Here is a 14520-nt window from a genome sequence, read left to right as displayed (position 1 = left end):
GCCGCTTAGAAATAACTTAGCGGTTGGTCAAATATATATTCTGTTAGCGACGTAACGGGATAGACTGGAAACTCTGCTTAGTTCTTTCTAAGCAGAGTTTCTTTTTTTAAAAAATAAGGAGGGGATGGGCATTTGAAAGTAGGTTATCTAGGAGTACCAGGCTCAAACAGCGAAGTGGCATTACAAAATGAATGTAAAAATATTCCGGATGTCGAAGCAATCGGCTATGCGACGTTCCCTGAACTAATTTCTGATTTGGCAAATAAAAAATTAAGTACAGCCATTATTCCGGTAGAAAATTCTACCACCGGCTTCATCACCAGAACCGCGGATTTGTTCCGAAGCCAGCCGATTGTTGCTGTATCAGATCGCTATGAGCCGATTAACTATATGCTTTTCGGTATTCCCGGCAGCAAATTGGAGGATATTACGGAAATTTATTCGCATCCAGAAGCCTTGTCCCAATGCGAAAAATTCCTTTCCCAGCATCCGCATATCAAGGCACAAGCTTACGGTGACACCGCCAAATCAGCGGCTCATGTGCATGAACAGAACAAGCCTTATATGGCAGCCATTGCGAATCCGCGAGCGGGTAAATTGTACGGTTTGGAACCGATCGCAACAAACATCCAAACGGAGGAATCAAATACGACCCGTTTTTATATTATGAAACATACAGACGACATAGTGTTACAAGGCAACCAATTATCCTTGTACCTGGAAGTCCGGCACGAACCAGGCGCACTTTCAAAGCTCCTGCAGATATTTGGGATTTTGAATTGTAACCTATTATCACTCAATGCCCGTCCGATTCCTGGCAAACCTTTTGCCTATGGATTCTTTCTTGAATTGGACATGTCAGATATGGCAGTTTCATTCGAAGTTTTGTGGCAAACCGTTTTACAAGCAGTCAACCAAATCCAGATTCTAGGGCAGTTTGAACGTCGGAACGATAAAGAATATAATAACTAAGGAGAGATTAATTATGATTATTGTAATGAAAAGAAACGCAACCGCAGAAGAAGTAAAAGAAGTGATGGGACACATCACAGAAGCTGGACTAAATCCGGTGATCATTGAAGGGACCGAACGTGACGTAATCGGTGTAACCGGCGATACAGCAACCGTTGATATCCGCACCATCCGGGCTGACAAGAACGTGGCCGAAGTACTGCGTGTTTCCGAACCTTACAAACTGGCAAACCGTGCTTTCCACCCCGAAAACACGCAAATTCGGGTCGGTAATGAGATCATCGGCGGCAAACAGTTAGCAATCATTGCCGGACCTTGCTCGGTTGAAAGTGAAGAGCAAATCGTAAGCATTGCCAAACGCATGAAAGCTGCGGGAGCAAACTTCATCCGTGGCGGTGCGTTCAAACCAAGAACTTCTCCTTACTCTTTCCAAGGATTGGAATTGGACGGCTTACGCCTATTGGAACTTGCCAAGAAAGAAACGGGTATGCCAATTGTTTCCGAATTAATGTCCACCAAATATCTGGATGAATTCGTAGACCGTGTGGACGTCATCCAAATCGGGGCACGTAATATGCAAAACTTTGACCTTTTGAAAGAAATCGGTAAAACCCAAACCCCTATTCTTTTGAAACGTGGTCTGTCCGCAACTTACAAAGAGTGGTTGATGTCAGCCGAGTACATTATGTCTGAAGGAAACGGCAACGTCATCCTTTGCGAACGCGGTATCCGTACCTTCGAAACCGAAACACGTAACACACTGGATATCCAGGCCGTGCCTGTTTTGCAGAAAAAAACCCATTTACCTATCATTATCGACCCAAGTCACGCGGGTGGGCAATCCTACTTAGTGCCGGCAGGGGCTAAAGCGGGTGTTGCTGCAGGAGCAGATGGACTGATGATTGAAACGCATGCGGATCCAGAAAACGCATGGAGCGATGGGGAACAATGTCTGACCCCTGATGAGTTCGACAAATTGATGGAACAATTGCGTGTTTACGCGCAAGTAGAGGAACGGACGATTGCGCCTAAAGCAGTAAACATATTAAACTAAGAGGTGAAAGTATGTCAGTCCTGACAGTTGATGTAGCAACAGAAGATATCCATTATCCTTTAAAAATTCAAAAAGGCTTATTGAATCAATTGGCTGAAGAAATCAAGAGCGTCTATAAAAACAAAAAAATCGCGATTGTGACGGATCAAAACGTGTATCATTATTACGGCGAGCAGGTAGTTACACAGCTGACCGATGCCGGTTTTGAAATCGAGATGATTATCCTTGAACCAGGTGAGCAAGCGAAGTCGATGGAAAATTTACAAGCCATTTTTTCCCGATTAATTGCTTTTGGCCTTTCACGCAGTGACTTGATGATTGCGCTCGGTGGCGGCGTCATTGGGGACTTGGCCGGTTTTGCAGCGGCAAGTTACTTGCGCGGGATTGATTTCGTCCAAGTTCCGACAACCTTGCTTGCCCAAGTGGACAGCAGTGTCGGTGGTAAAGTCGCGATTGATTTGCCGGAAGGAAAGAACCTGGTGGGTGCCTTTTATCATCCGAAACTAGTCATCATCGATCCGGAAGTGTTGACGACATTAGCTGATTCAACGTTCAATGACGGCATGGCCGAAGTAATCAAATATGGCTGCATCCATGATGCCCAATTTTTTAATCAGCTAAAAGGTTATCAAACGCGGGCCGAAGTCATGGCAGACATTGAGGATGTCATTGCGATTTGTTGTACAATCAAAAGAGACTTGGTACAGTCAGATGAAAAAGATACGTCCGAACGGATGCTTTTGAATTTTGGCCATACGGTTGGTCATGCAATCGAGGCGTATTATCATTACGAAAAATACACGCATGGACAGGCGATTTCCATTGGCATGGTAGCCATTAATCGCTTGACGGAAGCACTGGGTCTGAGTGAAAATGGATCAACGGCTGCTATTGAAGCGATTTTGAAACAGTATCAATTACCGACAGAATTAACAGTGGTCTCTGACTACAAATATATTTTGCCACTCATCAAAAATGACAAGAAGAATATTCAAAATGCATTGTTCGTGGTGGTACTGGATGCCATTGGTTCATCCCGTACGATGGCGGCACCGGTTGATTTCTTCTCACCATTATTGAAAGGACACGAAAGCTAAATGACAGATTTATTGATTAAACCGAGTAAATTAAGCGGGACGGTAAATATACCCCCATCGAAAAGTATGGCACACCGCGCTATAATTGCGGCATGTTTGGCTAAAGGCAAGAGTGTCATCGACAATATCGATTTGTCCGATGACATCATCGCAACGATTGAAGGAATGAAGGCTTTCGGCGCGGAAATCGAGATTCTGGATGTAGGCACCCGTAAGCGTCTGGTCATTGAAGGTGTTTGGAAAAATGAAACGTCTGAAAAGCGTGTCATCGATGCCAATGAATCCGGATCGACATTGCGTTTCTTCATCCCGATTGCGACATTGTTCGAAGGTGAAACACGTTTCGTGGGTCGTGGTAAATTAGGTTCGCGCCCGATGGATACATATGAAAAGATATTTAACGAGCAGGGTTTACTTTTCAAAACATCCGGAACACCAGAATTAGATTTAATCGTCTCCGGTCGTTTGAGCGCCGGTCGGTATGAAATGGCGGGGAATGTCAGCTCCCAATTTATCACGGGGTTGTTGTTCACGTTGCCGTTGTTGGCGGGTGATTCGGTGATTGCGATCACAACGGAGTTGGAGTCGATCGGTTACCTGGAATTGACGTTGGAGGTGTTACGCGAATTCGGTATTTCGGTGACGTTTAATGAAACGGAACGCCGCTTTGAAATTCCGGGGAACCAAAGCTACCATGCCCATGACTATACGGTTGAAGGTGACTATTCCCAAGCTGCTTTCTTCTTGAGTGCAGGGGCGTTGGGGAATGATGTAGCGGTGACAGGGTTGAAAAGTGACTCCAATCAGGGTGATAAAGGCATCATGGGAATTTTGGAACAGCTCGGAGCGGAAATGAAAGTTGAGGGCGATACGGTCACTGCTTCGGCTCCAAATGGTCTGAGCGGTGATGTCGTGATTGACGGTGCCCAAGTGCCGGATATTATTCCAGTGAGTGCTTTGGTTGCGTGTTTGAGTGCAGGGGAAACGCAGATTATTAACTTGAAACGTTTGCGTATCAAGGAAAGCGATCGTTTGGAAGCCACAAAGGAAGAGTTGGCGAAGCTTGGGGCAGACATTCGTGTGGTTGGTGAAGAACTCCATATTACGGGCGTGCCGGGCTTGAAGGGCGATGCAACGGGATGGAGCCACAAGGATCATCGCATGGCCATGATGTTGGCAATCGCGAGTACCGTTTCGGAAAAAGATATTGTTATTAAAGATGCAGAGTATGTTTCGAAATCATACCCAACATTTTGGCAAGAATTTGAAGCATTAGGAGGACAAGTTAGTGAGTGGAATTTGGGGAAATAATTTAGAATTATCGATTTTTGGTGAATCACACGGCCGCGCGATCGGTGTAACGATTAATGGTTTACCGGCAGGTTTGGAGATAGATATGGATGCGGTGATGGTAGAAATGGCACGCCGCGCACCGGGTCAGAATGAATTGACAACACCGCGTAAAGAGAAAGACGAACCTGATATCGTGAGTGGATTGTTGGATGGAAAAACGACTGGGGCGCCTTTGACGGCTTTGATCTGGAATACGAATACGCGCTCAAAGGACTACAGCCAAATGAAACGTTTGATGCGTCCGGGCCAAGCCGATTATCCAGGAAAAGTGCGTTATGATGGCTTCAATGATTACCGTGGTAGTGGTCATTTTTCCGGTCGAATTACAGCGCCTTTGGTATTTGCCGGTGCAATCGCCCAACAGTGGCTGCAACAAAAAGGAATTGTCATCGGTTCGCATGTTCAGGCAATTGGGACGGTAGAGGATGAGCGCTTTGATGCACAAGAGGGCGTGACTGCTGAGCAAATTGCCGAGATGAAACGCGTGCAGTTGCCAGTTTTTGATGCCTCAAAACGTGATGCGATGCATCAAGTCATTGTGGATGCCAAGGAAGACAAAGATTCCGTTGGTGGAATTGTCGAGACTTTCGTCTTGGGAATTGATGCTGGTTATGGGAATCCATTCTTCGATTCAGTTGAATCAATTTTGGCGCATTTAGTGTTTGCCGTACCTGCTACTAAGGGTATCGAATTTGGAGCCGGTTTTGACATCACGCGTATGCGCGGTTCAGAAGCGAACGACGAATACTACTACGATGAAAATAACCAAATCAAAACCCGCACGAATAATAACGGTGGAATTTTGGGCGGTATTACTTACGGCATGCCAATCGTTTTCCGAACAGCTATCAAACCGCCAGCTTCAATCGAGAAGAAGCAGCAGACAATTGACATTGAATCGCAGGAACATGCGGACCTGGAAGTCTTTGGCCGCCACGATCCATGTATCGTTCCGCGCGTGCTACCGGTTCTGGAAGCTGTTACCGCAATCGGCCTGATGGACTTGATTTTAGGACGTGATAAAGCATGACCGAATTAGAACACTATCGTTTAGAGATTGACCAGATCGACCAACAGCTAACGCGCCTGGTTGAACAGCGCTTTGAAGTGGCTAAAAAGGTTGCGGCTTATAAAATAGCCCACGACTTACCGGTGCTGGATAGTTCGCGTGAGGACGTCGTGATTCGTCGTAATCAAGAACGTCTTGTTCACTCCGAGTATGAGTCCGAAATCGCGGATTTTTATACCGGATTAATGGCTATTTCGAGAAGTATTCAAGAGAAAATATAATAAAATGGCCTACTCAAAACGGTGAGTAGGCCATTCGACCCAAAAAAGCTCACTCAAGCTGATAATTCAACACGAGTGAGCTTTTTTTCTGGAATTGGCTCACTCAAATAAAAATCTGACTTTGAGTGAGCCATTTTTGACAAAATAGCCTACTCACCGTTTTGAGTGAGCTTTTCCTTTATTATCTTCTTACACTGAGAATTCGACAATACCCCATCGCACCATTCCATCAGCACCCGTCCAGTCAATCGCTTCCCTGGAAACAACAACTGAAACTCCTCGATCGCTCGAACAACGCCATCATTATTCAAACCCAAGCAGCCGCACCTCTTGCACTGATGCGTCCTCTGGGAAACTCTCTGGGCCAAGCTTCCACAACTCCCACAACGCACGCCTTTCCTGAGCGACTCAAAACTATACGCCGGAATTTGCTTTTGAAATGCTTTGCCTGGAAGTGCAGCTGCCCGCAAAGCTACTGCTAATTCATGAAACTCAAAAGCAATTGGTCGCGGGTACTGATCATGCCGCGCAATATGATTTTTTATCTGCGATACAAAAATGACATTTTTAGCGGCCGGAGCTTGGTACAAAGTGAAATCAGGATTAACAAACGCAACACACACTTCAACATTGATACCAACATACCCAATCTCTTTTAAAAAGTTTTTGAAATTATTTTTCGACCGCAACGCTTGAATCATTGGATTCGGAATCTCAATTTCCCCATTGCGGTAGCTTTCTTCTCCATAAATCCAGTCGCCGCGGTAATTCTTAACCTCATAAATAATGACTGAGTCTTTCACAAGCAACAAAGCATCGATTTGAACCTGACCCGCATATTTGGGATTCAAACTCATATCCGTCAATAAAATATGAGGGCACGTCATCGAAGTCAAACGCTCACAAAATTTAAACTCACCATCAAAACCTTTCTCAAGCTGCCCCAAATACCTTTTATCCTCTATACCCAATTCCATTCTTTCATGTAATGCTTCCATAATCAGTAAAGTAATAGGCTTCATCAATATTCCTCCTTACATATATATAAGCAAAAAAATCCAAAAAGCTTTTTTTTCATTAAACAAAGTGTCTAATAATTAATGAAAAATGGTATGCTTATAGCATGTAAAGTTAAACCAGGAGAAGGAGAATCACGATGAAAAAAATAGCCATGATTTCAACAGGAGGAACAATCGCCATGCAGGCTGATGCGAGTGGTTTAGCTGATTCAGCATTGGGTGCGCGCAAACTGTTGGAACTCGCGAATATAGATAGAACAGATATTACGTTTGTGGAAATGGAATATATCAATATTCCCAGTCCGCATATCCAAATACAGGACCTCGTCACCCTTAAAGAACTAATCGAAAAAGCAGTTCACGAAGAAAAAGTTGATGGTGTCGTTGTCACTCATGGAACGGATACCCTTCAGGAAACAGCCTATTTCCTGGACTTAACAGTAGATGTCAATGTCCCTGTAGTCGTAACCGGCGCACAACGAAACTCATCCTTGCCCATGTCTGACGCCGCATTGAACATTGTCGATTCCGTACTGGTTGCTTCAGACGACCGCGCCGCCAATATAGGAGTATTAGTCGTCTTTGGTTCGGAAATCATTCCAGCTCGCGACGTTATCAAGGAGCATAAAACAGCAATCACAACGTTCAGAGCAATTGACTTTGGCCACATCGGACATGTCAATAACGGTCGCTGTATTTGGGCCCGTAAACCCTTGATTCACGACCATTATGAAATCGGTGAAAACATCGCATCCCTAAAAGTACCGATTATCCCGAGTTACATTGGGCAGGATTCCAGTGCAATCCGATATGCCATCCAGGATAATGTTGATGGACTCATTATCGAGGGTTTCGGGGCAGGTCACGTACCGCAAAACATGATTCCCGGCTTACAAGAAGCCATTGAAAAAAACATCCCCGTCATCTTAACGTCGCGCTCACGCAAAGGAAGCATGTTGACGGATACTTACGGTTTTATCGGTTCCGAAACGTATCTACGGAAAATGGGTGTCATTTTTGGAGAAGATTTAACACCCGATAAACTGCGGCTGAAACTCTTGTTATTACTTTCCAACAACTTTACCCTTGAGCAAATCAAGCACGCATTCGAACATAACTTCTATAACTAACAAAACCCGCTGATCTCAATGATTAGCGGGTTTATTCAAATAAGTCGAGCTGCCTTGGAGCCAAACCTTCAAATTCAATTCCCAACATCTTTTGTAACGTCTTGGCATTCGGAGCAGCATGGCCACCCGAGTTATTGTTGAAAATAATCGTTACTTCCTTTGAATCCTTCTCTAAAGCCAAGGCAGCCTCCTTGATAGTAGCCAATTCCTCCGCACTGTAATCATACAAAGTCCGAAAAGTACGCCAATCCACCGAATCGTCACCCAACCATCCTTCATAGTTTCGACCGTGGAGACGTATGAACGTCTTGTCAGGATTCGTCGCCACCGGAACAAAAGGAATCGAATTATCCGGCGTCTGCGGCTGATCCACAACTACATTAATGAATTGCATTTCTTTCAAAAATTGTAACGTTCCTTCTCTGAACTCTTCACTGAACCAACTCTTATGCCGAAACTCAACCGCCACAGGCCAATCACCCATAATTTGACGCACTTTCCGCAAATAATCGACATTTTCCCTGACACAAGAAAACAAAGGCGGAAATTGGAAAAGAAAAGCCTTAACCTTGCTACTTTCTACCATCGGACGAAATGCTTCTATATATAAAGTGAAGAGCTCATCCAACGACCGCGTTTCCTCAGCCCGACGCGAGTGTGTCGTAAGGGGACCATATGCCTTGGGGATGAATTGAAAGTCAGCAGGAGTTGATTCAATCCAACGCGCTACATTTTTGCCAGGAGGAATGGCATAAAAACTGGTATCAAGTTCAACGACAGGAAAATGACTCGCGTAGTCCATCAGTTTACGCTTTGGGTCTGGCGTAATAGTGCCGTGGTCGGACCATCCTGTAAGGCCTATCTCTATCATGAAGCATCTCCTTTATTAATCGCTTTGCTTCATCATATTCTTTTTCAGCTGATATTGCCAAAAGCACGAATTAGATTGATGTCAAATCTTCAACAGGCATCCGCTTCACCGGCTCACCACTAGGTCCCTCATACTGGCGTCCCCACCCCATGATAATGGAAATAAGAAGTGTGAAGAACAGAACAAAACTGTAAATCATTCCCTTGCTGATATCGGTTAAACGCAGCGGTTCAACAAAGTCATACCCTTGTGTTAACAAAGAACCAAGGAAAACAAACACACTCAAGAAGGGGACAGTGACAGGAAGGGCATTAGCAAAGCCATCTAGTAAATTAGCGCGCCGATAAGGATGTAGGCCAACCCGCTTACCCAGCTCATTTTGAACTTTTCCGAAAGTCGCCATGGAGGCACTCGTAACACCACCAAACAGGAGAGTGGTCAAGGTGATGCCCAGCATCATCGCCACTTCAGCTCCGGCGACGGTGCGTCCTAACCGGCTTTCCAGAATCCGGTCAGTCACCGTGAAGATGACCCCCGCGCCATTGAGCACGCCCATGATGCCATAAACCGAAAGTATGAGGGTGACGGTTCCCATCATGGCACTCACACCATCGGTCAAAAAGCCTCCCGGCACACCGTTTGCGACGTTGATGATGGCGCTCGGCGAAATCAAGTCAAAACCGAGCCCGACAAGCGTACCCGTAATCAAACCGACGGTAATGGCTTTGTAAATATCACGGGTTTTCACCGAAATAACCAGCATAAAGGCCACAGGTACCAGCATGACCAAGCTGGTCGGATCGACAATCGAAGTGAATTGTGCGGTAGCCGTTGGAGCCGTGGCGTCGTTGCCGCCCAATAGCCAAAACAGGAAGAAGGAGATGATGCCGGCTACCGCCGAATATTGAAAACGGCTTGTCACACAACCCGCAACATCCACCGGACCGGTTCGATTCATGTAAGTTTGAGTACCCGACGAAATGATTGTTGTATCGGAAATAGGTGCCAAATTGTCGCCAAAGATGGCACCGCTCACGATGGCACCGGCCAGGAAGGCAGGATCGCTTCCCAACAAAACGCCCGCCGGATAGAAAAGTGGGAAACAAGTGAATATGGTCCCGATTGATGAACCGGTTGCTGTCGCAATGATGCAGACTGTCAAAAAGGTGAATGCCGTGAACATGCCGCCGTTCATCTCCACGTAGCTCGCAATCCACACGAAACCGCCGGAAATGTTGGCAGTTTTTATCAATTGGGAAAACATGCCGATGATAAATAATAAAACAGCTATGGGGATCGCTTCTTTGGCGCCCGCATAAACTGACTCCCAATAAGCGTCGGCACTGCCTTTTTTGACAAAAAGAGCACCTGCCAACAACGCGACGAAACCGCCCATCGCCAAAGCATACATTTCGAACGCCTTAAAGACTATAAAATAGAGGACACAGAAGAAGAGGAAAATGATGACGGGAATCAAGGCGGTCTTGCGTCCGCCCCTAAATGCTAGTTGTTTGTTCATCGGAAAAACTCCTTTACTCGTTTTCGTTCAGATTCATTTTCATGATGTTTCGGAATTTTGATCCGACCGTCCGTTCCAATTCGAACGGTTCACCTTCCAAAATGGGATAAGGCTTCAAGAAAGTCTGGATGGCATCCAAATCGGCCAAATCAAGTTCGAATTTGAAAATCGATGCGTTTGCCTCAACATGTCTACTGTTGCGGATACCGATGATAGAGGCGCCCACACCCGCTTGACTCAAAATATACTTGGTAGCGACATGGGCGATACTGGCACCGTGTTTGTTTCCGATTTTTTGCAACAACAGCAGTAGCTCCTGATAGCCAGCAGCTCCCAGCGTTTCTTCGATTACTTGCAGGTACTTAATGTGCGAACGGTTATCGGGATTGATGCTGTTCTGGCCGATCCATTTCTCGGCTAACAACCCGCCCGATAATGTGCCATAGCAGAGCAAGGAAACACTGTTTTCCAGACAGTAATCCAGGAAGCCTTTTTCAACCCGACGATCAAAAACAGAATATTGATTTTGACAGGAAACAATCGGGATGCCGGCATCTACAATTTCTTTAATTCGGGCAGTATCGAAATTCGTCAGCCCAATGTTGCGGATTTTCCCTTTTTCTTTCAGCCTCAATAAATCGGCCGCCGTTTCGAGATAACCAGGGGCATCATAGTCCCACCAATGAAACTGGACCAGATCCAAAACATCTCGGCCCTGACGTTGCAGACTGCGGTCGATGATTTTTTCGGTGTAGTTGAAATCGACTTGGTTCAAGAGGTTGATATCCGGGACATATTTGGTATGAATCTGAATATCATGGGGAGAGACCGTACTTGAACCTTTCAATTCCTTCAAGAATCGTCCCAACAATTCCTCGGTACCGGTGTAAATGTCAGCACAGTCGAATGTCGTAAAACCGCGTTCGACCTGCATGTGGAAAGCCTCGAGGACATCTTGGATATCAATTTCCCCCTTCAGGTTATGGCCTTGGGATAGTTGCCAACACCCATTAATCACTCGGCTGATCGTATAGTCTTCTGTTAATGCATATCGCTCCATTATTGATTCACTCCTTCGCTGATTGGCACAACCGTGGTCTCGGCATGGCTGAATTCTTTCGTTTCTGTTCTGGTTATCTTGAATTGCGCCCCGCAATTCGGGTCAGGGCAGGCAATCAGGCTGTCCGATAACATCCAATCGTTCCCATGCAGTGCGCGCTGTTTTGCCGGCAATAACGGCAGCAGGGCACTCAACGCATACAGGGAGAAAGCATTGTCCTCCGGGAAAATAATGTTCTCGCCTTTCACCAAAAAGTAACTGCCGGCTTTATGACTGCATACGAATGATTTTCCAGTTGCGACCACCTCAACTTTAAGGTTATACAGAGTAAATAAATCGTTCATCCACGTTCCTCCTGACTTTTTAAATACAAAAAAAACACCTGTCCTTGAAATCATCATTCAAGGACAAGTGTTTTTCACTTGCGGTACCACCTTAATTGGCCTGCCTAAAAATAGACACGCCCACTCACTAGGGTGCCAGTGACACCCGTAGCCTGATAACGCTGGCTTCGCGTCTTGGCTACTCACAGTTGCCTGCTTTCACCTCGCCCTCAGAGGCCCATTTACTAAGACTGACGTCTATCCGGCTTCCACCATTCCGAACTCGCTTTGAGACCGTTTCTTAGTTTTACTTCCTCTTCAAAGGTTTTTTCATTTGATTCTCATTTTAAATTATACGTAGTTTAGCGAACCGAGCAGATGTTTGTCAAGAGTTAAATTAAAGAAAGATTAAAACTGCAACCAAAAATTAATATTCAGCAAAAAATAATAACCAATTTTCGTACTTATTCGGACTAGGCGGTCGGTTCTATCTTTGGTGCGTATCTGCATGAAGACGTATAATGAAAGTAGAGGGAATGAACTAATTCAATTTTACATTCAATTGTCCCGAATTTTGTGAGTAAGAAGGGAGCGGAATGACATGAAGCGTAAAATAATCTATGGGATTATGGGAGGCGTTGTCCTACTTGAAATCGGACTTATTATTGGTGTGTTCTATGGCATGTTCATAGGGGGCAATTATCTAACTGAGTTCGAATTCGCTGGCGGTATTGGTCCTGAGGCTGTCGGTAATATAGGGCTTATAATCGGTGCCGCAACTGGTGGACTGTTAGGTGTGTGGCTTGGTGTGAAAATAGCTGAAAACGAGGCTGCGCGTGTATACGGAAAATACCTTGTTATTAGCTTTTCATTATCAATTGCATCATTGTTATTTCTTCTCAGCAACATCCCGGATGAGCCAGTTACCCTTCAACAAGTCCAGACGGAAGCTGATTTTACAATCTATGAGCCTACCTATGTACCTGAAAATGTGAGATTTGGTGACATAGAGTGGGTGGATACAGGCATCAAAGAAACTTTATATTTAACTTATTTTAAAAAAACACCAGTTTTTGAACTAACTGAATCGAAGCTGACAGAACTTGAAATAGACCCAAACAGTACTGAAGTCGATATATCAGGTTCTACTGGGTACTTATATAAACAGGGGGATACAATCTATTTAACCTGGCCTCAAAACGGTACTGAATTAACCCTAACCACGAAGGTGATAGGCGAGGAAAAAGTTTTAAAAATTGCACGGTCCATGAAAAAATATGAATAGGCGAATTCAGCAATATAGACAAAGAGCCACCTAATTAAAGTAACAATGACCAAATCATTTGGCTTGTAAGCGTGTTACAATTTGAATTGTCGAAAATGTAAGGGTTTTATTTTGACGTAATTCATCTATAAGGGGCGTACAATCATGAGCGGCAATAATACAGTATTGGCACGAAATACGGAAAATGCACCAAAAAATGCTTTGTTTTCACAAACAGTAGCGTTTTCTCATTACAATCATCTTTCAGCTCAATTACCAATCGATCCAACATCTGGAGAAATGGTAGTTGGCGGTATTAAAGAGCAAGCGGAGCAATGTTTCAAAAATATCAAAGCAATCGTTGATAGCATTGACCATGTTATGGATGACGTTGTCCGAGTAACAGTATTCGTTAAGAATATTTCTGACGTCGACACAGTTGACGCTGTTTATAAAACTTTCTTCCAAAGCTATGTTCCAACACGGACAGTAGTGGCAGTTGCAGCTTTACCGATGGACGCTTTGGTTCAAGTTGAAGCGATTGTTTCAAACGGGGAAGGGACAATCCCAAATGCGCCACAAGCAGGGGATATCATCAAGGTTACAAACAATACGGAAAATGCACCGACAAGTTCCCTATCTACTCAAACCGTTGCTTTCTCTCACTACAATCATCTTTCGGCTCAGTTGCCAATCGATCCAAAATCAGGTGAATTAGTAGCTGGCGGTATTAAAGAGCAGGCTGGACAATGTTTGAAAAATATCAAGGCGATTTTAGAAGGTATCGATGTTCCATTTGACGATATCGTTAAAATTAATGTCTTCCTGAAAAACCATTCGGACCTTGAAGCAGTAAACGAAGTATATTCAACATTCTTCCCTGATTCAGCAATTGCTAGAGCAGTGGCTTATGTGCCAGCTCGGACAACTGTGGAAGTTTCAGCTTTACCGATGGATGCTTTGATCCAAATTGAAGCAGTCGTTTCCCATGGCGATGGCACTCCGCCACAAGCTGTTGAAGACAGACATGGACTTATTATTGAAGCAAACAATACAAAAGAAGCACCGATAAATGCCCTATCCACACAAACGGTGGCATTCTCACATTTCAACCATTTTTCAGCGCAATTACCATTGGATCCTAAAACAGGCGAAATGGTATCGGGTGGCGTAAAAGAACAAGCTGCACAATGCTTAACAAACATCAAAGCCATCGTGGAAAGCATCGACCACGTGATGGAAGATATTGTGAAAGTAAATATTTACCTCAAAGACATCACGGATACGGATGCTGTTGATGAAGTTTACAAAACATATTTCCCGGCAGGTATTCCTGCACGAAGAACAGTTGGGGTTTCAGCTTTACCTTCCGATGCCTTGATCCAATTCGAAGTGATTGTATCGAATGCTGAAGGAACACCACCTACAGCATAAAAAACTTTTATTTTATCTGAAAAGCATCAAGCTTTACACCTCAGTGGTGAAAGCTTGATGTTTTTTTACTTTATTAAAAAAAATTGAAAGGATTCAGGTCTCTCAATCGTATTACTAGTGAGACAAGAAATATC

General features: G+C 44.6%; 14 protein-coding genes. 9 read left to right on the top strand and 5 right to left on the bottom strand.

The features are described 5' to 3' along the window. Positions 1 to 132: 132 nt before the first annotated feature. From ACTVAI_RS00295 to ACTVAI_RS00270, 6 genes are read left to right on the top strand one after another with little or no spacing between them, the layout of a single operon-like run. Positions 133 to 972, top strand: a complete 840-nt coding sequence (locus ACTVAI_RS00295) for a prephenate dehydratase (protein WP_443485624.1) — start codon at positions 133 to 135, stop codon at positions 970 to 972. A gap of 13 nt (positions 973 to 985) precedes the next feature. Further along, entirely contained in the window at positions 986 to 2026 is a 1041-nt protein-coding gene (gene aroF, locus ACTVAI_RS00290) for a 3-deoxy-7-phosphoheptulonate synthase (RefSeq protein ID WP_443485623.1), read from the top strand. An 11-nt stretch (positions 2027 to 2037) separates the two neighbouring features. Continuing rightward, positions 2038 to 3123, top strand: coding sequence for a 3-dehydroquinate synthase (gene aroB / locus ACTVAI_RS00285; protein ID WP_443485622.1), 1086 nt, complete (start codon positions 2038 to 2040; stop codon positions 3121 to 3123). Continuing rightward, the gene (gene aroA, locus ACTVAI_RS00280) at positions 3124 to 4434 is read left to right on the top strand and encodes a 3-phosphoshikimate 1-carboxyvinyltransferase (RefSeq protein WP_443485621.1); all 1311 of its coding nucleotides are present in this window, start codon (positions 3124 to 3126) and stop codon (positions 4432 to 4434) included. After that, positions 4412 to 5506 carry a chorismate synthase gene (gene aroC / locus ACTVAI_RS00275; RefSeq protein ID WP_443485620.1) on the top strand — a complete coding sequence of 365 codons (1095 nt, stop codon included), beginning with the start codon at positions 4412 to 4414 and terminating at the stop codon, positions 5504 to 5506. The genes aroA and aroC overlap by 23 nt, the downstream gene beginning before the upstream one ends. Next, positions 5503 to 5766: a chorismate mutase gene (locus ACTVAI_RS00270; RefSeq protein WP_443474096.1), complete on the top strand. Its 264-nt coding sequence runs from the start codon at positions 5503 to 5505 to the stop codon at positions 5764 to 5766. Before aroC ends, ACTVAI_RS00270 begins: the two co-directional genes overlap by 4 nt. 149 nt (positions 5767 to 5915) lie before the next feature. Here the strand turns inward: ACTVAI_RS00270 and ACTVAI_RS00265 are convergent, their stop codons facing one another. Beyond that, entirely contained in the window at positions 5916 to 6788 is an 873-nt protein-coding gene (locus ACTVAI_RS00265) for a nuclease-related domain-containing protein (protein WP_443474095.1), read from the bottom strand. 134 nt (positions 6789 to 6922) lie between these two features. On the opposite strand from ACTVAI_RS00265, the gene ACTVAI_RS00260 reads away from it, so the two are divergent. Beyond that, a complete protein-coding gene (locus tag ACTVAI_RS00260) occupies positions 6923 to 7915 on the top strand; it encodes an asparaginase (RefSeq protein ID WP_443485619.1) in 993 nt (330 codons plus the stop codon). Positions 7916 to 7946: 31 nt separating this feature from the next. Here ACTVAI_RS00260 and ACTVAI_RS00255 read toward each other — a convergent pair whose 3' ends face one another. The 4 genes from ACTVAI_RS00255 to ACTVAI_RS00240 form a co-directional block, all read right to left on the bottom strand. Then, positions 7947 to 8786, bottom strand: coding sequence for a DUF72 domain-containing protein (locus tag ACTVAI_RS00255; protein WP_443485618.1), 840 nt, complete (start codon positions 8784 to 8786; stop codon positions 7947 to 7949). A gap of 70 nt (positions 8787 to 8856) precedes the next feature. After that, positions 8857 to 10305, bottom strand: coding sequence for a Na+/H+ antiporter NhaC family protein (locus tag ACTVAI_RS00250; protein WP_443485617.1), 1449 nt, complete (start codon positions 10303 to 10305; stop codon positions 8857 to 8859). Between the two features lie 13 nt (positions 10306 to 10318). Beyond that, positions 10319 to 11365, bottom strand: coding sequence for an aldo/keto reductase (locus tag ACTVAI_RS00245; RefSeq protein ID WP_443485616.1), 1047 nt, complete (start codon positions 11363 to 11365; stop codon positions 10319 to 10321). Continuing rightward, complete coding sequence (locus ACTVAI_RS00240) at positions 11365 to 11709, bottom strand: TIGR04076 family protein (RefSeq protein WP_443485615.1); 345 nt, start codon at positions 11707 to 11709, stop codon at positions 11365 to 11367. Before ACTVAI_RS00240 ends, ACTVAI_RS00245 begins: the two co-directional genes overlap by 1 nt. 580 nt (positions 11710 to 12289) lie before the next feature. Between ACTVAI_RS00240 and ACTVAI_RS00235 the strand changes: the two genes are divergently transcribed. Both ACTVAI_RS00235 and ACTVAI_RS00230 read left to right on the top strand, forming a co-directional pair. Then, positions 12290 to 12973: a DUF4367 domain-containing protein gene (locus tag ACTVAI_RS00235; protein ID WP_443485614.1), complete on the top strand. Its 684-nt coding sequence runs from the start codon at positions 12290 to 12292 to the stop codon at positions 12971 to 12973. 144 nt (positions 12974 to 13117) lie between these two features. After that, positions 13118 to 14386, top strand: coding sequence for a RidA family protein (locus tag ACTVAI_RS00230; RefSeq protein WP_443485613.1), 1269 nt, complete (start codon positions 13118 to 13120; stop codon positions 14384 to 14386). Positions 14387 to 14520: the final 134 nt, after the last annotated feature.

The sequence above is a fragment of the Jeotgalibaca sp. A127 genome, assembly GCF_052266745.1.
Classification (GTDB): Bacteria; Bacillota; Bacilli; order Lactobacillales; family Aerococcaceae; genus Jeotgalibaca.
This window is presented reverse-complemented; position numbering and strand designations above follow the sequence as displayed.

What these genes read in the sequence shown, in the direction of transcription:
- aroF (WP_443485623.1), top strand. Translation starts at nt 986, where the DNA reads ATGATTATTGTAATGAAAAGAAACGCAACCGCAGAAGAAGTAAAAGAA.
- aroB (WP_443485622.1), top strand. Translation starts at nt 2,038, where the DNA reads ATGTCAGTCCTGACAGTTGATGTAGCAACAGAAGATATCCATTATCCT.
- aroA (WP_443485621.1), top strand. Translation starts at nt 3,124, where the DNA reads ATGACAGATTTATTGATTAAACCGAGTAAATTAAGCGGGACGGTAAAT.
- ACTVAI_RS00270 (WP_443474096.1), top strand. Translation starts at nt 5,503, where the DNA reads ATGACCGAATTAGAACACTATCGTTTAGAGATTGACCAGATCGACCAA.
- ACTVAI_RS00265 (WP_443474095.1), bottom strand. Translation starts at nt 6,788, where the DNA reads ATGAAGCCTATTACTTTACTGATTATGGAAGCATTACATGAAAGAATG.
- ACTVAI_RS00260 (WP_443485619.1), top strand. Translation starts at nt 6,923, where the DNA reads ATGAAAAAAATAGCCATGATTTCAACAGGAGGAACAATCGCCATGCAG.
- ACTVAI_RS00255 (WP_443485618.1), bottom strand. Translation starts at nt 8,786, where the DNA reads ATGATAGAGATAGGCCTTACAGGATGGTCCGACCACGGCACTATTACG.
- ACTVAI_RS00250 (WP_443485617.1), bottom strand. Translation starts at nt 10,305, where the DNA reads ATGAACAAACAACTAGCATTTAGGGGCGGACGCAAGACCGCCTTGATT.
- ACTVAI_RS00245 (WP_443485616.1), bottom strand. Translation starts at nt 11,365, where the DNA reads ATGGAGCGATATGCATTAACAGAAGACTATACGATCAGCCGAGTGATT.
- ACTVAI_RS00240 (WP_443485615.1), bottom strand. Translation starts at nt 11,709, where the DNA reads ATGAACGATTTATTTACTCTGTATAACCTTAAAGTTGAGGTGGTCGCA.
- ACTVAI_RS00235 (WP_443485614.1), top strand. Translation starts at nt 12,290, where the DNA reads ATGAAGCGTAAAATAATCTATGGGATTATGGGAGGCGTTGTCCTACTT.
- ACTVAI_RS00230 (WP_443485613.1), top strand. Translation starts at nt 13,118, where the DNA reads ATGAGCGGCAATAATACAGTATTGGCACGAAATACGGAAAATGCACCA.